Source organism: Sutcliffiella horikoshii (genome assembly GCF_019931755.1).
GTDB classification, from domain to species: domain Bacteria; phylum Bacillota; class Bacilli; order Bacillales; family Bacillaceae_I; genus Sutcliffiella_A; species Sutcliffiella_A horikoshii_E.
In genome coordinates, this window is the sequence record NZ_CP082918.1 from 3,224,246 (window position 1) to 3,245,389 (window position 21,144).

At 40.5% G+C, this 21,144-nt stretch carries 20 protein-coding genes; 1 reads left to right on the forward strand and 19 read right to left on the reverse strand.

Translation table 11 applies throughout. The annotated features are described in order from the left end of the window. Positions 1–21: 21 nt before the first annotated feature. From nrdR to K7887_RS16595, 17 genes are all read right to left on the reverse strand, one after another. Positions 22–483 carry a transcriptional regulator NrdR gene (gene nrdR / locus K7887_RS16515; protein ID WP_223490629.1) on the reverse strand — a complete coding sequence of 154 codons (462 nt, stop codon included), beginning with the start codon at positions 481–483 and terminating at the stop codon, positions 22–24. A 24-nt stretch (positions 484–507) separates the two neighbouring features. Beyond that, a complete protein-coding gene (locus K7887_RS16520; RefSeq protein ID WP_060664818.1) occupies positions 508–912 on the reverse strand; it encodes a hypothetical protein in 405 nt (134 codons plus the stop codon). Positions 913–1,026: 114 nt separating this feature from the next. Further along, a complete protein-coding gene (gene speD, locus K7887_RS16525) occupies positions 1,027–1,401 on the reverse strand; it encodes an adenosylmethionine decarboxylase (RefSeq protein WP_010195679.1) in 375 nt (124 codons plus the stop codon). Positions 1,402–1,726: 325 nt separating this feature from the next. Beyond that, positions 1,727–2,758: a glyceraldehyde-3-phosphate dehydrogenase gene (locus K7887_RS16530; RefSeq protein ID WP_223490631.1), complete on the reverse strand. Its 1,032-nt coding sequence runs from the start codon at positions 2,756–2,758 to the stop codon at positions 1,727–1,729. A 112-nt stretch (positions 2,759–2,870) separates the two neighbouring features. Further along, positions 2,871–3,473, reverse strand: a complete 603-nt coding sequence (gene coaE, locus K7887_RS16535) for a dephospho-CoA kinase (protein WP_223490633.1) — start codon at positions 3,471–3,473, stop codon at positions 2,871–2,873. A gap of 56 nt (positions 3,474–3,529) precedes the next feature. Beyond that, complete coding sequence (ytaF, locus tag K7887_RS16540; RefSeq protein ID WP_223490634.1) at positions 3,530–4,171, reverse strand: sporulation membrane protein YtaF; 642 nt, start codon at positions 4,169–4,171, stop codon at positions 3,530–3,532. A gap of 83 nt (positions 4,172–4,254) precedes the next feature. Further along, complete coding sequence (gene mutM, locus K7887_RS16545) at positions 4,255–5,085, reverse strand: DNA-formamidopyrimidine glycosylase (protein WP_223490636.1); 831 nt, start codon at positions 5,083–5,085, stop codon at positions 4,255–4,257. A gap of 24 nt (positions 5,086–5,109) precedes the next feature. After that, on the reverse strand, positions 5,110–7,743 hold the full coding sequence (polA, locus tag K7887_RS16550; RefSeq protein ID WP_223490638.1) for a DNA polymerase I: 2,634 nt from the start codon (positions 7,741–7,743) through the stop codon (positions 5,110–5,112). Positions 7,744–7,888: 145 nt separating this feature from the next. Next, a complete protein-coding gene (hflC, locus tag K7887_RS16555; RefSeq protein ID WP_223490640.1) occupies positions 7,889–8,821 on the reverse strand; it encodes a protease modulator HflC in 933 nt (310 codons plus the stop codon). Continuing rightward, the gene (gene hflK / locus K7887_RS16560; protein ID WP_223490642.1) at positions 8,814–9,782 is read right to left on the reverse strand and encodes an FtsH protease activity modulator HflK; all 969 of its coding nucleotides are present in this window, start codon (positions 9,780–9,782) and stop codon (positions 8,814–8,816) included. Before hflK ends, hflC begins: the two co-directional genes overlap by 8 nt. 634 nt (positions 9,783–10,416) lie before the next feature. After that, positions 10,417–12,186, reverse strand: a complete 1,770-nt coding sequence (gene pnpS, locus K7887_RS16565; RefSeq protein ID WP_223490643.1) for a two-component system histidine kinase PnpS — start codon at positions 12,184–12,186, stop codon at positions 10,417–10,419. After that, positions 12,179–12,904, reverse strand: coding sequence for a response regulator transcription factor (locus K7887_RS16570; protein ID WP_223490644.1), 726 nt, complete (start codon positions 12,902–12,904; stop codon positions 12,179–12,181). Before K7887_RS16570 ends, pnpS begins: the two co-directional genes overlap by 8 nt. Before the next feature lie 127 nt (positions 12,905–13,031). Continuing rightward, on the reverse strand, positions 13,032–13,508 hold the full coding sequence (locus K7887_RS16575) for a MaoC/PaaZ C-terminal domain-containing protein (RefSeq protein ID WP_223490646.1): 477 nt from the start codon (positions 13,506–13,508) through the stop codon (positions 13,032–13,034). 103 nt (positions 13,509–13,611) lie between these two features. Continuing rightward, positions 13,612–14,550 carry a malate dehydrogenase gene (gene mdh / locus K7887_RS16580; RefSeq protein ID WP_223490648.1) on the reverse strand — a complete coding sequence of 313 codons (939 nt, stop codon included), beginning with the start codon at positions 14,548–14,550 and terminating at the stop codon, positions 13,612–13,614. A gap of 230 nt (positions 14,551–14,780) precedes the next feature. Beyond that, positions 14,781–16,049, reverse strand: a complete 1,269-nt coding sequence (gene icd, locus K7887_RS16585) for an NADP-dependent isocitrate dehydrogenase (protein ID WP_060664806.1) — start codon at positions 16,047–16,049, stop codon at positions 14,781–14,783. Between the two features lie 115 nt (positions 16,050–16,164). Beyond that, a complete protein-coding gene (gene citZ, locus K7887_RS16590; RefSeq protein WP_223490650.1) occupies positions 16,165–17,283 on the reverse strand; it encodes a citrate synthase in 1,119 nt (372 codons plus the stop codon). A gap of 353 nt (positions 17,284–17,636) precedes the next feature. Further along, positions 17,637–18,098, reverse strand: a complete 462-nt coding sequence (locus K7887_RS16595) for a DUF441 domain-containing protein (RefSeq protein WP_060664804.1) — start codon at positions 18,096–18,098, stop codon at positions 17,637–17,639. Between the two features lie 179 nt (positions 18,099–18,277). Between K7887_RS16595 and ytvI the strand changes: the two genes are divergently transcribed. Continuing rightward, complete coding sequence (gene ytvI, locus K7887_RS16600) at positions 18,278–19,399, forward strand: sporulation integral membrane protein YtvI (protein WP_223490652.1); 1,122 nt, start codon at positions 18,278–18,280, stop codon at positions 19,397–19,399. Between the two features lie 411 nt (positions 19,400–19,810). On the opposite strand, the gene K7887_RS16605 is transcribed toward ytvI, so the two are convergent. Both K7887_RS16605 and K7887_RS16610 read right to left on the reverse strand, forming a co-directional pair. Continuing rightward, a complete protein-coding gene (locus K7887_RS16605) occupies positions 19,811–20,098 on the reverse strand; it encodes a hypothetical protein (protein ID WP_223490654.1) in 288 nt (95 codons plus the stop codon). Between the two features lie 402 nt (positions 20,099–20,500). Further along, on the reverse strand, positions 20,501–21,058 hold the full coding sequence (locus K7887_RS16610; protein ID WP_223490656.1) for a YdcF family protein: 558 nt from the start codon (positions 21,056–21,058) through the stop codon (positions 20,501–20,503). Positions 21,059–21,144: the final 86 nt, after the last annotated feature.

The following is a 21,144-nucleotide window of genomic DNA, read 5'->3' on the forward strand; positions in this document are numbered from 1 at the left end:
GGGTTCCTTATTGCAGCCTACTTATTTTCTTTCTTTTTCAATGATTTCTTTTAATTCATCCAAAAAGACATTGATATCTTTGAATTGACGGTAAACAGAGGCAAATCGGACATATGCCACTTCATCTATTTTAGATAGTCTCTCCATTACCATTTCTCCGACCATATCGCTTTTCACTTCGGATATGCCGATATTTCTTAATTCTTTTTCCACTTCCATCACAATGTCTTCGAGTTGTTTTAGGGCAACTGGTCTTTTTTCACAGGCCCGAATTAAACCTCTCAGCACTTTTTCCCTGCTGAACTCTTCTCGTATTCCTTCCTTTTTCACGACGATAAGCGGCATTTCTTCCACTTTCTCAAACGTCGTAAAACGATAGGAACAAGACTCGCATTCTCTTCTTCTTCTGATGGATTTTCCCTCTTCTACAGGGCGTGAATCTAATACCTTCGTCCCATTATGGTGACAGGCAGGACATTTCATGATGGTTTCCACTCCGTTTCCAATCTACTTTTTCCCCGAATTCAGCCCGGATCCAATATAGATCATCGATTTATCAATCCGTTCATACATCTGTTTGATCAGTTGACGACTGTATCCAAAATCGAAAGGTAGTTTGGTTTCTGTTGTAACGGAAAAATCAACCGCTGTTTCAAAAGGTCGGACAGAGATAACTGTGACAATGACAAACGCTTTTCGGCCTTTGTTCACTTGCAATGCCATTTCTCCGTGCTCCTCAGAAACAGATTTAACCGTTACCCCTTCCATCTTGTTAAACAATTCTTGCAAGGCTTTCATTGCATTCTTATTGGTAGTTTTATAATAACGACTGCGCAAGGATTCTTCTGTATGGTTTTCCCGCGTTTCCGAGTGATTGGTCAATATACCTTTCAGCTTTTGTATCGCTCCCACTTTAGCCTGACAACCCCTTAATTTGTTGTTTTTTATGTATAATATATTTTGAGTATAATAAAAAGAGGTGCATGCTATACACCTCTCTTTATTTTAATGCATTTAGTTATAATTTTAAAGAGCTTTTGCTTTGTTTACTTGAACAGGACCCATTCCACGTGGAAGTTCGATTGTTTCACGCGTCTGAGCATTTAAAGCAGTCGCAATATAGTCAGCTGAAATATTAGGATCTAATTCTCCGCATGTATAAACATCGATACTAGCATATCCGTGCTCTGGGAAGCTATGAATGGTTAAGTGGGATTCGGAAATAATGACTACTCCGCTTACCCCTTGAGGAGCAAATTTATGAAAAGCTACCTCTCTTACTTCTGCACCTGATTTTAATGCAGCATCGACAAATGTTTTTTCGATGTAATCCATATCATTCAATTTGTCAAAATCGCAACCCCATAGTTCTGAAATAACGTGACGACCTACTGTTTCCATCTCACGTTCCCCCTTTTCATTTTTTAAAATACATGAATTCCTCAAAGGTGAAGAGTGATTGATGTATTACTACCACGGGGGAAAGTTAGTCCAAAGAGGTCCTAACCCTTTAAGTAGCCACATAATCGTTTCAAGAAGTTCACGAAAAATAGTATAATGCTTTTATATTAGTTTTGCAACAGGCATTTATGACTTTTTTTCTTGTAAGCTATTAAATTATGAAAAAGGTGAAAGTAATTCCACTTTGCGACAAAAGCAAAAAAGCGATTAACACAAAATGTTAACCGCTTACATTTATTTCACTATAGCATTACCTTAGGCTAAATTAACCAGCCATTACTTCTTTTGCTTCTACCATTTTTTCTGCTACGAATTGAACAAGATCTACCACTCGGCAAGAATAACCCCACTCGTTGTCATACCATGCTAATACTTTTACCTTTGTATCGCCCATCACCATTGTGGATAATCCATCAATGACAGCCGAATGCGGATTTGTGTTAAAGTCCACAGACACAAGCGGTTCCATTGTAACTCCTAATATACCATCCATAGAACCGATGGAAGCACTTTGGAACGCATCATTCACGTCGTCTACCGTAACCGGCTTTTTCAGGTCCACCACTAGGTCAACAAGAGATACGTTAGGTGTTGGAACACGAAGCGCCATTCCATGCAGTTTACCCTTTAGGTGTGGAAGTACTAAAGATAGTGCTTTTGCCGCACCTGTAGAGGTTGGGATGATGGACTGACCGCAAGCTCTTGCTCTGCGCAAATCTTTATGGGGGTTGTCAATATTCTTTTGGTCATTTGTATAAGCATGAACGGTTGTCATTAATCCATTCTCAATACCAAACTGTTGATCTAACACTTTTACAACTGGCGCTAAGCAGTTTGTCGTACAAGAAGCGTTTGAAATGACAAAGTGCTCATTCATATCAAGTACTTCTTCATTTACTCCCATTACAATCGTTACATCTTCGTTTTTACCTGGAGCTGTCAGTACAACACGTTTAGCACCAGCTTGAAGATGAAGCGCCGCTTTGTCGCGAGAATTAAACTTTCCTGTCGCTTCAATTACGATATCTATATTCATTTCTTTCCAAGGAAGCTCTTCTGGATTACGGTTATTTACTAATTGAATACGCTTACCATTTACGATTAACGCATTGTCTTCTGCGTAAACATCCGCATCGAAGCGTCCATGGTTTGTGTCATATTTAATAAGGTGAGCTAGCGTTTCCGCTGGGTAGCTCGCATTGATTGCAACGATATTTAAACCTTCTTCTTGGATGGCGCGTCTGAATACCATTCTCCCAATTCGTCCAAACCCGTTAATTGCAACCTTTGCCTTCATGTAAATTCCCCATTTCTGTATATATGTTATACTTATTAATCTTTTATCCTGCAATTAGTATAACATAATTAAATTCTATATGTCATGTAAAAAATATAAAAAGGGCATATCCCTATTTTTGGATATGCCAGTTGGTTAAGATGTCATTTAGTTGTTGTTCTGTTTTCGCAAGAGATCCGTTGTTGTCTATGACAGCATGGGAGAGTTTAACTTTTTCCGTAAGTGGCATCTGGGACTTTATTCTGTCTGTTGCTTCCTTTTCGGATAGATCGTTTCGCTCCATCAAGCGCTTTAGTTGGGTTTTCTCGGTTACAAAGACGAGTAAGGTTTTGTCCACAAGATGGGTAAGCTTGCTTTCGAACAGTAAGGGGATATCCATTACTACCACATCATGGCCCTCTTCTATGTATTTCTGCGTCTTCTCTTTCATACTGGTTCTGATACTTGGATGCATGATGCTATTGAGCTTTTCCCGTTTTTCCTGATTTTGAAAAATAATGCTTCCGAGCTTAGGTCGGTTCAGTGTTTTGTCGTCATTTAGTATTTCCTGTCCAAATTCACTGACCAACTTTTTATATGTATCTGTACCAATTTCCACGACTTCCCGAGCCACGATATCAGCATCTACAATCGGTATGTTTTTATCGCGCAGCATATTGGCCACTGTGCTTTTACCGCTTGCTATTCCTCCGGTTAGTCCTATAACCAATGGCATGTCCCTTCCTCCTTTTCAAAAGAGAGGCTGCGCTACACAACCTCTAGTGTTTCCTCTTACATTTTAATAATTCCGATAACAATAAGTAATACGCCTGGTAAAAAAGAGAACTTATTAATCCACGAAACGGTGGAAAACACTCTTCCCAATTTTATCCCGGTAATCACAAATAACGAACTCATCACAGCTACTGAAACCGCCATTACCCCAGGAGAGTAGCCAAGCAAGGCTGCACCGATTCCCGCTCCAAAAGCATCCAGGGACAGGGCAATGCCAAGAAAAAAAGCTTCTAACCCAGTGATGGAACCGGAACGGTCAAAGTCGGCTTCTGTTGGCTTTCTCAAAATGTTGATGACAACACCGAGTGATTTGATTTCAAGATTGAACAAGATGCGTTCATCTGCAAAAGAGGTACTGTCTTCGGCTGTACTGGCACGAAAAAACTGATAGAGAACCCACATTCCTAATAGTATCAGAATGCTTCCACCAATTGTCTCTGCAAAAGCAGGGGAGAGAAATTTCATAAGTATGGTGCCTACTAACATGGCAAGCAAAAGCGAGACGGCCGAACAACACGCAATGATACTGATTGATTTAAGCGGCATATGCATTTTTCTTAGGCCATATGTCAAGCCAACACTGAAGCTATCCAGACTAACAGCAAAGGCTAGTAGGATAAGTGAGATGTATGGAATCATTAAGAGCTCCTCCCTAACTATCACTAGGATAGTATATGGCAGGAGCCCATTCGATGTGTTCTATTTATTTTTCACTCTAACTATTATGGCTTTGGCTGACATTTTGGGCAGGTGTGGGTTCCTCTGCCGGCTACGACTGTTTTTTCGATTTCATGGCCGCATTTTCTGCATGGTTCTCCTTTACGGCCGTAGACGAATAGTTCGAGCTGGAACATGCCGATTTGACCTTGGGAGTTTACATAGGATCGAATCGTGCTCCCACCTTTGTCGACGGCTTCCTGAAGAGTGAGGACTATTTCGCGTTGTAGCTCGATAAGCTCCTCTTCGTTCAGACTGCTTGCCGTTCTTTCTGGATGAATGCCCGCTCTGAATAATGCCTCATCCACATATATGTTTCCTAAACCAACTACAACCGTTTGATCTAAAAGCACCGACTTAATATTCCGGTTTGTTTTAGCAAGTCTCTCTTGAAGGAGATCAAGGTTGAACTCGTCTTCAAAAGGTTCTGGCCCTAAACTGGCAAGCGATTTTGCTGCAAGTTCCTCGCCTTTTTTATAAAGATGAAGCGTGCCGAACTTGCGAACGTCCTGGTAGCGAAGTTCGGTGCCGTCCTCAAAATAGAAGAACACGTGGGTATGCTTGTTCGCTGGCTCCTCTTTCTGATAGAGTCCGTATTTCCCTTCCATTCTCAAATGAGAAACCATGCAATAATCGTTAAGGTAGAAGAGGAGGAATTTTCCCCTTCTTCCGATTTTCACAATCTCCTGCCCAATGAGCATTTCTTCAAAAAGAGCGGCATCATCCGGCTCTTTAATCATTTTGGGCCATAAGACTTTCACTTGTTTGATTTTTTTACCTTGTACAAGCTGAACCAGTGTTTTTCTGACCGTCTCAACCTCAGGAAGTTCTGGCATGGTCACACATCCTCATAGAAACAATTATTTCGCGTCGTACCATGTAGAGCCGTAAGAATAATCCACCTTCAGCGGGACCTTCAATTCCACTGCTTGCTCCATTACTTCTGGTACAATCTTCTTTAATTTTTCGATTTCATCTTTAGGGGCCTCAAATACAAGTTCATCATGTACTTGCAGGAGGACTTTAGATTGCATATTTTCTTCTTCAAGCCTGTATGCCATATCAATCATAGCTTTTTTGATAATATCAGCGGCACTTCCTTGGATCGGTGTATTCATCGCTGTTCTTTCAGCAAAGCTTCTCAGGTTGAAGTTACTGCTTGTTATCTCAGGCAAGTAACGGCGGCGATGAAGAAGGGTTGTAACGTATCCCTTATCCTTTGCATCAAGGACGCTGTCTTCCATGTATTCTTTCACGCCAGGGAAGCTTTCCAAGTATCGGTCAATAAATGTTTTCGCATCTTTTCTAGTAATGCCCAAGCTCTGTGAAAGACCGTAATCACTGATGCCATAAACAATTCCGAAGTTTACCGCCTTTGCTTGACGACGCATATTGGAAGTGACTTCATCTTCTGAAACATGGAACACATCCATTGCGGTTTTTGTGTGAATATCCGCATCCTCTTTAAAAGCTTCAATCAGTTTTTCGTCATTTGCAATATGTGCTAGAACCCTTAGTTCGATTTGAGAATAGTCGGCAGCAAAGATGACCCAGTCTTCATGGGAAGGAATAAATGCTTCCCTAATCTTTCTACCTTCCTCTAGGCGAACAGGGATATTCTGCAGGTTTGGATCAATGGAACTTAAACGCCCTGTTTGGGTTAAAGCTTGGTTAAAGCGAGTGTGTATTTTATGGGAATCCTCATGGATCACCTTTAGTAATCCTTCAATATACGTCGATTTCAGTTTGCCTAATTGACGATAGTGTAAGATTTGCTGAATTACTTCATGCTTTTCAGCCAGCTTTTCCAATACGTCGGCAGAAGTCGAGTAGCCTGTTTTTGTTTTCTTAACAGGGGGTAGTCCCAGCTTTTCAAAAAGAATGACACCAAGCTGCTTTGGAGAGTTAATATTGAACTTTTCACCTGCAAGTTCAAAAATCTTCTCTTCAATTTTTTCCAGCTTCTCACCAAGATCTGTTCCCATTTCTTCTAATCGTGCTTTATCCACTTTAATACCGAGTGCTTCCATTTCGGCTAACACCAATGTCAGAGGCATCTCCAGCTCTTCAAATAACTCCAACTGTTCATTGTCCTTTAACTCGTGGATAAATGACTCTTTCATCTCCTGCATCGCAAAAGTCTTTCTCACCAAATGGTCTGCAACTGTTTGCTGATCAGGGACGGCACGCTTTGCACCTTTTCCGTACACAGCTTCATCGGTTTCGATCTGATAATAGCCTTTTTTACGGGCAATTTCTGCAAGGTCCGTAGACGTCTCGGAAGGATTAACGATATAAGATGCAATGATAAAATCAAAATCAATTCCGTTCAGTTCGATTCCCTTCCACTTCAATGCCACGATTGCTCTTTTGGCATCAAAAACCGTCTTTCTTCTTTTATGATCTGAAGCAAATGCAGCGAACTCCTCTGACTGCATGGCTACTTCTGTTGGGATAAAATAATTTCCGGTCTCATTCACAAGTGCAATTCCCTGAATATCTGCACGGTGATAATTTTCATCCAGCACTTCCACCATAAAAAAGTTTTCTTTTGCAAAGTGATCCTCTTTTACTTCTTCCAGTATTTCAAAGGAAATATCCTCAAGATCCTCTGTCACCGTTTCTCCATCTTCTCCAAGCTTGTCTAAAAGGGAGTTGAAACTAAGTTCTTTGAAGATGTTGACCACTTTCTTTTTATCGAAGCCTTCATAAAGTAGTTCTTCTACGGTAACTTCTACAGGTGCTTCGGTCATGATGGTGGCAAGTTGCTTGCTCATGATTGCCTGCTCTTTATTATCTTCTAGTTTCTCTTTCAGTTTCTTTCCACTAACCTTATCAATGGATTCAAGAAGTGTTTCAATGTTACCAAATTCCTTTAACAGTTTGATGGCAGTTTTTTCTCCAACACCAGGAACACCCGGGATGTTATCCGAAGAATCTCCCATAAGACCTTTCATGTCGATAATTTGGTCCACATTCAATCCATATTTTTCTTCAATGAAAGCAGGTGTGTAGGAATCTACATCAGTAATACCTTTTTTGGTGATATCAACCGTGATTTTATCTGTTGCAAGCTGTGTTAAATCTTTGTCGCCTGAAATGATTTTCACTTCATAATCATCTTTGGCAGCTTGTTGAGCGAGTGTCCCAATAATATCATCCGCTTCATATTCAGGCAGTTCGTATCTTTTTATGTTATATGCATCCAGCAGTTCTCGAAGGAAGGAGAATTGTTCGGATAGTTCAGGTGGCGTTTTTTGTCGTCCTCCTTTGTATTCTCCAAACGTTTTATGGCGGAATGTTGTTTTGCCTGCATCAAATGCCACAAGCATATGTGTTGGCTTTTCTTCTTCTAAAATGCGCATTAGCATCATGGTAAACCCGTAAATGGCGTTGGTATGTATTCCTTTTTCATTACTCAATAGCGGAAGTGCAAAGAATGCACGATAGGCGATGGAGTTTCCGTCGATCAATACTAGTTTGTTTTTTGCCATGTTTGCTACTCCTCCTTTGTTTCTTTTGTTTTTTCGTATGTATAATCCCAACTATAAAAAGCCACAATTCTTCTTCTATTCTATCATGGATAAGAACAGAAACAAAAATTGTGGCTTTGTTGTTATGAGTGGAGCTTCACTCTTTTTATTCCATTCCGCCCATTAGGAGTTTGGCGTATGGGGAGTCGGATGGAAGGACGATGACGGTTTCTCCATCGATTGTCTTTTTATAGGATTCTAGTGTGCGGTATAGCTCGTAGAATTCTGCATCTTTAGAGAATGCGTCATTGTAGACTTTAGCCGCTTCTCCTTCTCCTTGACCGCGGATTGTATCAGCATCGGCTTCGGCTTTTGCAAGTATTTCTTTCACTTCACGGTCTGTATTTGCCATGATTCTGTTTTTGTCGGCATCTCCACGAGAAAGGTATTCTTGGGCAGTAGACTGACGTTCTGAAATCATTCGTGTGAACACGGCAGCTTCATTTTCTGGCGGCAAATCCGTTCTTCTCATACGGACATCCGTCACGATAATTCCATATTCATCTCTTGCCAACAGTTCATTTACTCTATCTGTTACTCTGTCATTCAAGCTTCCTCTTGATGACTTTTCATCATTGATGATATCATCATAGTTCAATTGTCCGAGTTCTGTTCTGACAACAGAAAATACGAACTCTGACATTTTTGTTTCTGCATTCACAAGGCTTGCTAAGTTACTGATCATTAATTCAGGATCTTCTACTCGCCACACTACATAATTATCAATAAGCATTCGTTTTTTATCACGAGTGTTAATTTCTGCACTTGCTTCATCGTATAGCATTTGATATTTTGGCACAGTCGTTACTGACTGGATGAAAGGTGTTTTGAAATTCAAGCCAGGCTCTTCTACAATTTTCACTACTTCTCCAAATTGTCTAACAACCTTATATTCTCCTTCTTTTACAACAAATACATTTGCAAGGATTACTCCAAGAACGATAAGAATCACTGCTCCAAATAATCCTCCGCGGATAATGGTTTTCCATTGCAGATCAGGTTTTTTCTTTTCTAGATTGATAATATTTTGATCACTCATTGTTCCCACTTCCTTCCGGGTTCGCTGGTGGTTTTGGTGCTGGGTTTTCGGTTCGGAGCGGGAAATATTTCATTGTATTGCCATCATCATTCATAATGTAGATTTCGGCATACGGTAATACTTCTTCCATCGTTTCTAAAATAAGACGCTTCCTTGTTAATTCCGGCGCATTCACGTATTCGTTATACAAGGAATTGAATTTTGCTACGTCACCACGTGCGCGCTCAATTCTTTCTGCCTTTTCTCCTTCTGCTTTGGAGATGATGGCATCCTTTTCCCCTTCCGCCTCATTCATGCGTTGGTTTTGGTATCTTTTCGCTTCATTGTTCTTCGTGTTTTCCATTTCACGTGCATCTGTTACATCTGTAAAGGCTTTACGAACCTCTTCATTTGGTAATTCCACATCCTGAAGGTTGACAGATGTAATAGAAATACCAATATCATAGGTTTCCATTAGAGATGTAAGCAGGTCAAAAACCTCTACTTCAATTTGTGCTTTTCCTGAAGTCAATGCTTCATCGATTTGGGTGCTTCCGATAATACTACGTAAAGATGCGGAAGTTGCATTGTAGAGGACAGCCTGAGGATCATCACTATTGAATAAGTATTTTCCCGGGTCGCTTATTTTCCACATGACAACCATATCTGCCAAAACGATATTTTCGTCACCTGTAATCATTTTTGTATCATTGGTGAATTCAACTATCTCTCCATCTTTTTCTTCATAGCCGAATTGTAAACTGAATGTCTCCTTGGACATTGTCTCTACTGTTTGAATAGGCCAAGGCATCTTAAAATGCAGTCCTGGTTCACTGATTCCTTCTTCTACTTTTCCAAATGTCATAATCACAGCTTGTTCTGATTGATCTACCGTGTACCATGACGTTAAAGCAACTGACCCTATGACAGCAGCAAGTATTACAAGAAAAACGGTCGTGTAAATTCGCTTTAAACTCATCAAAGTTGTATTCTCCCCTTTTTATGTTCTCCATAACTAATACGTATGAAGAAAGGGAAGGTTTCATTATTTATATGTATTTAGGAAAACCGTGCAAAAATCGTTCGGTCCTTTTAATGTAAAAAACTAAGTAAATTGAATAGCTCCCGCTGTTCCTTTCCGCAAATGACTTCGCTTTCCGTGGGGCGACCTTGAGCCTCCTCGCTGCGCTGCGGGGTCTCAACATTGCCGCTACTCCCCCACAGGAGTCTTCGCCATTTGCTCCAATCCACAGCTAGAAATTACTTAAATGAAATGTTAATCCTTATTCAGTTAACTCAGTTAGAAGCCTTTTCACAAACCCTTAAGTAAATGAAGACACCCTGTTGATTGGAGTGGAAGGCGCGCAGACGCCCGCGGGAGGAAGGGACAGGGGAGACCCCGCAACGGAGTGAGGAGGCTCCCGGACCGCCCGCAGGCAAGCGAAGCGCCTGGAACGGAAATCAACTGAAATATATACTTCCTTAATCTTTAAACAAAAAAGAAGGAGAGAGCAGGGTGGGCTCTCTCCTCTTCCAAAATTGGCTCCTTGGATGAAGGGGTTTTCATAGATTATATTAACAAAGGTTTGTAAAGGAGCTATGAAAGACATGTAAAGCTATTGTAAATCTTCATTTTCTTTAGACAATTTCACCGTAAAGGCAGTCCCCTTATTCAACTCGCTCGTAACAGAAATACTGCCATGATGGGCTTCCACGATATGCTTGACAATCGCAAGCCCTAACCCGGTTCCACCTGAATTGCGGCTCCTTGCCTTATCCACACGGTAAAAACGCTCAAAAATCCTTGGTATCTCATCCTGCTCCATACCAATACCAGTATCGGACACAACGATGACTACCTCTTTTCCTACCTCTTCCACTTTCACCTTTACTTCTCCACCGGCTGGTGTATATGCGATGGCATTGTTAATAAGATTAATGAAAACCTGTTTAATCCTGGAGGCATCTGCGAATAAATACAACTCTTTTTTAGGTTTGGATAAAACAAGGTTTATTTCTTTCTCCCTTGCCTTGCCTTCCAATATTACAAATATCTCTTCTAACAGATCGTTTATTTCTAAATACTCTGGGTTTAATCTGAATCCTTGTTTCTCGATTTTAGAAAGGTCAAGCAGGTCCTCAATAAGTGATTGAAGCCTGTCACTTTCTTTTAAAATGATGGAAAGAAAATACTCCAACGTATCTTTATCATTCATCGCTCCATCCAACAAGGTTTCTGAGAACCCTTTGATGGATGTGATTGGCGTTTTTAATTCATGCGACACATTGGCGACAAAATCTTTTCTCATTTGTTCAAGCTTCTTCAATTCTGTAATGTCATGGAAAACAAGGACAATCCCTTTCCACTCATCGTTAACGCCAATGATTGGCGCTCCATACACTTCAAAGTGTCTGCGTTCAATTGTTAACGGAAGCAAGATCTGCTTTCGAACACTTACCTCAGTCATGAAGATCTCTTCAATCAATGTGACAACTTCTTTTTGTTCAATGGCTTCATAGTAAAGCCTGTATAAATATTCTCCAGGATCTGCATCAAATGTTTCTTTATAAGCGCGGTTGATGAGGTTCACATAGCCTCTACCATCAATTAATATCAACCCGCTCCCCATGCTCTCAATTAGAGTCCGGAGGCGATCTTGCTGCATTTCTTGAGCTTTCGTCATATCCTGAAGGTTTCGTGCCAATATGTTGATGGATTGACTTAACATTCCTGTTTCATCAACATGTTCCTCAAAGGTTCTAGCTTTATAGTTACCTTTCGCGAGCTCCGTTGCCACTTTGGTTGCTGCTTCAATCGGTCTAGTGTATTGGGAAGTGATCCTCACCCCAAGTAGCAAAATAACCACAAACGCAGCACCAAGGCTTGCAATCAATAATCCCCAAATCTGTTGATTGACCCTTTGGAGAGAATCTATCGGCGTACTTAGCATTAGAAACCCATCTCGAACTCCATTCCTGGATATGGAATTGCCGTAATAATACATTTCATTGTTCTGCTCATAAAATATTCTGTCACGGTCCTTATTTTTTTGAACTGCCTCTTTTATGATCTCCTGATGGGAGTCCACGCCAGAAACAGTCGGGCCTGTGGTTTCATATACCACCGTCCCATCCTTATCGGTAATGCTAATTCTTGCCGCTAAGGTCTTACTAACATCTTCTAAATGCTTTTGCAGAATAGGTGTCACACTGGTCTCCTCTTCCACCAGCATCGTGACAAGTTCTGTTTCTTTGATGAGCCTCTGATTAAACGTGTTTAAATAAAAGGTTTTAAAGAGCTGGCCAAGCAACAGCCCTAAGCACACAAGCACCACGATAATTAGGGTGATTAGTGCAAACAGCAGTCTTGAGCGAAACCTATTCATGTACTTTCGGTTCCTCCATCTTGTACCCTAAGCCTCTAATTGTTTTTATATATGTAGGTTTTTTTGTATCTGTCTCTATTTTTTCTCTCAAATGACTGATATGAACATCCACAATACGTGTATCCCCTGCAAAATCATAGTTCCACACTGCGCTCAAAAGTTGATCGCGCGTCAACACTCTACCCTTATTCTTAGATAAATAGACCAAAAGCTCAAATTCCTTTGGTGTAAGTTCCAATCGTTCCTCACGGAAATAAGCTTCATAGTGTTCCGGCAATATTTTAACATCCCCGATTACAATCTTTTCAGAAGGGTCTTCTTCGACTTTTGGCGTCTCTGTGTTCCCTGTCATTTGTTGCATTCTTCGGAGAATGGCCTTTACTCTGGCAACAACTTCTCTTGGACTAAAAGGTTTGGTCATATAATCATCGGCACCCAGCTCTAATCCAAGCACCTTGTCAAACTCATCATCCTTTGCAGTAAGCATCAGGATTGGCGTATGGATTTTGTGCTGCCTTAACTCTTTACATACTTCGATTCCATCTTTTTTCGGAAGCATAAGATCAAGAACAATCATATCAAATTGATTTTCCATCGCCTTATTTAAGCCTTCTTCTCCGTCCATCGCAACGGAAACATCATAGCCTGCTTGCTGTAAATTATACTGTAACAATGTCACGATTGATTGTTCGTCATCTACAATAAGAATCTTTTTCATTCTTTTCCTCCACCAACTGTTTTGGAAAACCCTTTTTATTCACCCAATTACCAATTCTATATTATCTCTATCATTACTTTTACATTTTACACAATAAAGCAAAATAAAAAAAGAGCCTAAGCTCTTCTTAAAAGTTTTCCATTGCGCTGCTCTCCATCGGTTCAAGACGATGAGGAGGACAGACTGTAATGGAGCCTTTGGCAACTGTATGATTTTCTTCATTTGTACCGTGAACACTCATTACGATACAATGATCTTTTTCGTTAATTTCCACCACTTCAAAAAGGAATTGAACGCTACCATAGTGATAGACCGGTTTTGGAAAAGAAATATCTTGGTGGACAACATGACTTCCCGGACCAGGTAAATACTTGGATACGGCTGACGTAATGATACCTGTTAACATGATGCTAGGTACAATAGGTTTTTTAAATGGTGTTTGGGACGCGTAGTCGTGCTGAATATAGAGAGGGTTCGCGTCGTTTGTTAACCCAAGGTATAGTAATAGGTCTTTGTCTTCTATTTTTTCGGTCAGCTCTAGTTTTTCACCAACTTGAATTTCCGCGAGTTTTCTTCCGAGTTTTCTCTTTTTGCCTAGTAACATACATACACCCCCTGATGATGTTGGAAAATACCCCTTGTGTTTTGAGAACGTTTACAATAGTGTGGTAAAAATTCGGGGAAACAATTCCCCGAATTATTTTATATTAGGTTAGGACATTCATGACATTTTTGACGGATTCGACGGATTTGGTAAGTGCTGCTTTTTCTTCTTCTGTCAATTCTAGTTCGATAATTTTCTCGATGCCGCCCGCACCTAGGATTGTCGGTACGCCGAGGTAGATTCCGTCGTGTCCGTACTCACCTTCAAGATAAGCGATGGACGGAAGGATTCGGCGTTGATCTTTCAGTATCGCTTCCACCATCTCCACCATTGATGCTGCAGGAGCGTAATAGGCACTACCGTTACCAAGCAGATTGACGATTTCGCCGCCACCTTTTCTTGTTCTTTCCACAATCGCATCCAAGCGATCTTTCGGCAGTAATGTTTCAAGCGGGATTCCGCCTGCATAGGAGTAGCGAACAAGTGGCACCATGTCATCTCCATGACCACCTAAAACGAACCCTGTTACATCTTTAACAGAAAGATTGAGTTCCTGAGAAACAAATGTACGGAAGCGGGCTGTATCCAGCACGCCTGATTGACCGATAACACGGTTTTTAGGGAACCCCGACTCCTTGAATACAGTGTATGTCATGGCATCTACCGGGTTGGTCAACACGATGATATAACAATCAGGAGAGTGTTTCACAATCTCACGCGTTACGCTTTTCATGATGTTTTGATTTGTCGTAACCAAATCATCACGGCTCATACCTGGTTTACGGGCGATCCCGGCTGTAATGACAACGATGTCGGAATTGGCTGTATCTTCATAGTTGGATGTTCCTGTGATGTTTGCATCAAATCCTTGGACTGGACCTGCTTCTAACATGTCTAAAGCTTTTCCTTTAGTAGGATTCTCCATTTGCGGGATGTCTACAAGTACAACGTCTGCGAGTTCTTTTTGCGCGAGTAAGAATGCAGTGGTTGCGCCTGTGAAACCTCCACCGATTACCGATACCTTTTTACGTCTCATTGTCATATTCATTCCTCCCTAACCTATTAATGAACAACTCTTACACCGCTGTTGATTTCCGCACTGGGCTTCGCTTTCCTAGGGGCGGTGCTTGAGCCTCCTCGGCTTCGCCTGCGGGGTCTCAACCTACCGCTATCTCCCTCAGGAGTCTTCGCCCTGTGCTCCAATCAACAGCTAGAGTGCTGGTTTATTTTCAAAAAGCAAAAACCCTTCAAGAGTTTTTGCTTTTTTTGAAATTACATGTTTTTGATTAGTTCGTCGCCAAACTCGGAGCATTTTACTTCTGTTGCACCGTCCATTAGACGAGCAAAGTCGTAAGTTACTACTTTAGAAGCGATGGATTTTTCCATAGCATCTACTACAAGTTTAGCAGCTTCTGTCCAGCCAAGGTGCTCAAGCATTAATACCCCGGAAAGGATAACAGAAGATGGGTTTACTTTATCAAGACCAGCATATTTCGGAGCAGTACCATGTGTAGCTTCGAAAATTGCGTGACCAGTTTCATAGTTAATGTTCGCTCCAGGAGCGATTCCGATTCCACCTACTTGTGCAGCAAGTGCATCAGAGATGTAGTCACCGTTCAGGTTCATTGTTGCAACAACATCAAACTCTTTTGGACGAGTAAGGATTTGTTGTAAGAAGATATCAGCAATGGAATCCTTCACTAGGATCTTGCCTTCTGCTTCTGCAGCTTCTTGAGCTTTGTTTGCAGCATCTTTACCTTCCGCTTCCGCGATACGGTCATATTGTGCCCAAGTAAATACTTTATCGCCGAATTCTTTTTCAGCTAGCTCGTAACCCCAGTTTTTGAAAGCACCCTCAGTGAACTTCATGATGTTTCCTTTGTGAACTAGTGTTACAGATTTGCGGCCATGCTCGATCGCATAGTTGATGGCACCACGAACAAGACGGGAAGTACCTTCTTCAGATACAGGCTTAATTCCGATACCGGAAGTTTCAGGGAAACGGATTTTGTTAACTCCCATTTCAGTTTGAAGGAAGTTGATTAACTTTTCTACTTCCTCAGAGCCTTTTGCATACTCGATTCCAGCATAGATATCTTCTGTGTTTTCACGGAAAATAACCATGTCAGTATCTTCTGGGCGTTTAATAGGAGAAGGAACTCCTTGGAAATAACGAACAGGACGTAAGCATGTGAAAAGGTCCAACTCTTGACGTAAAGCAACGTTAAGAGAACGGATTCCGCCACCGACTGGAGTAGTCAGAGGTCCTTTGATTGCAATTATGTACTCGCGGATATCATCAAGTGTTTGACTTGGTAACCATTCACCAGTTTGGTTGAATGCTTTTTCTCCAGCCAATACTTCTTTCCAGACAATTTCCTTTTCACCATTATATGCTTTTTCAACAGCTGCTTCTAAAACACGGGATGCAGATGCCCAAATATCAGGACCAATTCCGTCTCCCTCGATGAATGGAATAATTGGGTTGTTAGGTACGTTTAGTACGCCATCTGTAACTGTAATTTTTGTTCCTTGTGTCAAAGTAAAAACCTCCTAAGAAATATGATGACATTAGATGTTTGGGAAAGGGAATTCCCCTCCCCTTGTATTATAGCAAAAATTCAATCAATGTATCTTGTTGTAGCATCAAGCCAGATTAGCTGCGCTTTTCAATTGGTACATAATCTTGCTTGCCAGGGCCAGTATAATCTGCACGAGGGCGGATTAGGCGGTTGTTGGAATACTGCTCAAGAATATGCGCCAACCAACCGGATACACGGCTCACAGCAAAGATTGGTGTGAATAAGTCATGATCGATTCCTAAAGAGTGATACACAGACGCACTGTAGAAATCAACGTTCGGCGGAAGTGGCTTCTCGGAAGTCACAACTTCTTCCACTTTCACGGACATTTCATACCATTTAGGTTGTCCTGTCAGATGTGTAAGCTTCTCGGACATTTCACGCAAATGCTTCGCACGAGGATCTCCTTGGCGATATACACGGTGACCGAAGCCCATGATTTTTTCTTTATTTGCAAGTTTTTCACGGATATAGCTTTCCGCATTTTCCACTTCACCGATTTCAGAAAGCATCTTCATAACCGCTTCGTTTGCTCCACCGTGCAATGGACCTTTTAATGCTCCGATTGCAGCAGTAACACCAGAGTAAACATCCGACAATGTCGCTACACATACACGTGCAGTGAAAGTAGATGCATTTAACTCATGGTCAGCATGAAGAACTAATGCCTTATTGAATGCTTCAATTGCAACCTCAGACGGCTCTTCTCCAGTTAACATGTATAAGAAGTTCGCTGCCATGCCAAGATCTGTTCTCGGAGCAATCGGATCCAATCCTTTACGGATTCTTGAGAACGCTGTCACAATTGTCGGCATTTTAGCTTGCAAACGAACAGCCTTGTGGTAGTTTACTTCGGGATCCATGTTATCTGCTTCCCCATCGTATAAACCTAGTAATGATACTGCCGTACGTAAAGCAGCCATAGGGTGAACTTTATCAATTGGATAAGTTTTAAAGTGATTGATGACTTCATCAGGAAGAGCAGCATTTTCAGCTAATTCTTTCTTTAGGGAAGCCAATTCTTCCTTGTTAGGCAATTTTTGATGCCATAAAAGATAGATTACCTCTTCGAAGCTAGCATAGTCTGCTAAGTCATCAATGTTGTAGCCAACATACGTTAGTGTGTCGTCAATAATGGAACTAATAGCGGAAGTTGTTGCTACAATTCCTTCTAGACCTTTAGTTGTTGTCATTTCAAACCTCTCCTTTATGTGAAAATTTCTTCAAATCCTTATCTACCATTGCCCACCCGAACGCTTGCTCACCATAATGATAAAAATCAATGCTCTGTATAAATATTTAGAGTAATTCATTAATTCAGAATCTAGCAAACTAAGAAAATGCTTACATTTCCATTCAAAAAAATAAGCGCCTTATCCATTATATTATGGGGGTGCGCGCATTTTCGGCGAACAATGTTTCTCTTGCTTAGTAGGAAGGAAGTGTCCTTGTCCCTATTATAAACAATTATCTGACTTTTGTGAATGAAAAGAACGAAAGTCCTGCAAAAAATATTATTACGAAAAAATAATTTGTGAAAAATCCCCTATGTGAAATACTCCACTACCTTCATTGCAAGATAAGCTATTCCTGCCCCAATCAGTGGGCCTACAGCCACACCATTGAACAAGGAAACCGCCAGGATCGTACCAAATACCAGTGCTGTCGTTATATGCGGATCATTGGCAAGCAATGTCAACCCGCTTTTTGCAATCAGCGCAACAGCTATACCAGCTCCGAGCGCCACCCAGGCATAGGAAGACTTTAACGCTTCCTGTAATTGCTTGAATCCTATATCTCCTGTTGCAATCGGTACTAAAACCGCAATAGTGATAATCGTTACTCCCCAATTGATTCCTTTAGATTGCAGATAAGGGAATACTTTATTATCCAGACCAATAACTTTAATAACAAGCAATACTGCCACAGCAAACATCAAGGATGGATTCTTTGCAATAAAGCCGATCAATAGAAGTATCAGTAAAAACACGGTTGCTTGACTTATCATTCTGTTTCATCCTTCCAAAACCAGACCCTTTTTCCATACTACCATAATAAAAAGCGAAATAAAAAGAATTGAGTTCGTACAGAATTTTCCTAATTTTTAAATATAAAACTATGAAAACAATATGGCAGGTTGTAAAATATGAAGTAAGGGAATTCCGGTACTCATAAGGGGTGTTATGCTTGAATTGGAATTATGTACATATCGTTTTTCGACTCCTGCTTGTGCTTCTCATCATCACGATTGGTCTTTTTTCGTTTTTTTATCTCTTCTCCATTGCCTATCCTTTCATCATCGCATTAGTTCTAGCGTTTTTAATAAACCCGCTCGTCAATTTACTTGAGAAGAATGGACGGCTTCCGAGAAGTTTGGCCGTTTTTCTATCAATTATGGCCTTGTTCGCGACTGTAGTTGGGGTCGTCACATTGCTAATTGTTGAAATTGTGTCCGGTACCGAGTACTTGGCAAAAGTAGTGCCTGGTCATTTTGAAACCTTGGTCGTCTATATGGAGCAGTTTGTCGTAACTAAAATACTTCCATTGTTTAATCAGGTAAGTACGATGTTTCATAGTTTAGAGGAGGGGCAACAACAATCCCTCTTGACAAATATTGAAAATATCGGCGGAACGGTTGCCAGCACAGTCGGCGAGTTCATCCAATCCTTCTTAACCAACCTTCCTAAACTCATTACATGGATCCCAAGTGTTGCTACAGTATTGATTTTCTCCTTACTGGCCACCTTCTTCATCAGCAAAGACTGGTACAAACTTAGAGGAAGATTAAAAAAGATTACTCCTGTCAAGGCACAAGGAAGTCTTACAAAAGTGTTTGTTAGCTTAAAGAAAGCTTTCTTCGGTTTTATGCGAGCACAGGCAACTCTCATTTCAATCACTACCATCATCGTATTAATAGGATTATTGATTTTACGGGTCGAATACGCGATTACCGTTGCTTTAATCATCGGATTGGTAGATTTGATCCCTTATCTTGGAACAGGGTTGATTTTTGTTCCGTGGATTATCTTTTTAGCCATAAGCGGGAATTTGCCATTAGCTATTGGACTTGGAGTACTTTATTTGATTGTGATCGTACAGCGTCAGTTGATGGAGCCAAAGATTTTATCGTCGAGTATCGGTCTTGATCCTTTGGCGACTTTGGTAAGTTTATTTGTCGGCTTCCAGCTGATAGGATTTCTTGGGTTGATTGTCGGGCCGGTGACAGTAGTTATTTTTAATACACTGTGGAATGCGGGAGTTATTAAAGACATTTACCTTTTCATAGTCGGGAAGAATAGGGCGGTTTAAAATTTGGGTTATTGGGTTAATCACCGCTGTTCCTTTCCGCAAATGGCGTCGCTTTCCGCGGGACGGTGCTTGAGCCTCCTCGCTACGCTGCGGGGTCTCAATCTACCATTACTCCCCCGCTGGAGTCTTTGCCATTTGCTCCAATCCTCAGCTAGAAATTACTTTTAAGAAACGTTAGTGCATTTTCAGATAACTCGATTAGATCAACGGGTTCTGATACTTAACACTAAAAAAGAAGATGCATAATTAATTGATTAACAGGTTTACTTGTGAGGTGCAAACAACCAAATTACAGGACAAATCTTTCACGACATGTTCCACACCAAAAAGGCTTAGAGAGTTTTCCCCTCTAAGCCTTTTTACTTTATTTCATTATTCAACAATCGCTCCTAGTTTGTTGAGGAAGTAAAGTTACTCTACACCAAAAATGTGAGACATAATAATGCCTGTTATTAATCCAGCAATAATAAAAGTTGGAATAGAAAGTAAAATCTTATTTCTTGATGAAATGGTATAAAACTGTTTATACAATTTACCCAACAGAGTAAAAAAAATCGCAAAAATAGATAAAGTTATTATACCTGCTATGAAATCAACTTTTGTAAAGGGAGGATTGAGATAACCATCCAAATAATAATTTATAATAATCAACATACTAACTAATATAAATTCATAAAAAAGAAATTTAAAATAATGCACTTTAACTCCCCCTTTAATCCACACTGTTACAAACTCTTACTACAGGGAATGCTGCCCTATTTTTTTGTAAGAAGCGACCCACTATGCTGCTATCGCGCCGAGTATGTTGAAGATGATTGTTTGCTTTTTTCGTTCTTACCCCTAACTATAAAACCAGCTATAATAAAACATCCAAACCCTATAATTTTCATAAATAAATGACTTATTTTTCCCATTTCATCAATAGTCAGTGAGAGCAAAAAAGCTCCAAATAAAATAATGGGAATAGCAAAAAACCACCTCAATTTATGTATCCCCCTTTATATGAATCAAACATTCTTATCGAACAATCCTACCCAATTCTTAAGTAAGGAGCGATCCGCTATGCTACAATCGCCCCTAGACTGCGAAAGAATAACTAAATTATTTTCCACTCCAACTTGGAATAATTTCACTAAAATATGTACCAATTTTCTTAACTTCATTCATTACACGATTTATGCCTACTTCTGTTAAGTACCAATTTTCCTTTGTTATCCCATATCTATCAACACAAGGCGAAACTAAGAACTTACAATCTATTGGGAATTCAGCTTGATAACATAATAATGAACGACGAGCGTGGCCTGCTTTACAAACCACTATCGCTTTTTGGGGAACTATATTCTTCCGTTGAAGAACTTCTAGAGAGAAACGGGCATTTTCTAATGTATGTTGTGCTTTATCTTCTTTTAATATCGATTCTTCTGGTATTCCATTTTCTATGCCTATTCTTTTTAAATACTCCCATTCAGTAGTTCCAACGTGTGATTTAAAACCACCAGATGGCAGAATATAAGGAGCTAATCCTTGCTTATATAATTCTACCGCCTTTTCCATAAGCTGCGGATGATCAGCACCAGGAACCAAGATTACATCTGCTGGAGAAACTGCGGTTTCCACAAAAATAAACTCAGTAATACAATCAAACGGGTTAGACATCTGATAAACTCTCCTTGTACTTATAGTTTTCTATTGGAGTTGGCTTCACTATGCAACAATCGCTCCTAGGTTGCGGAAAAACGAGA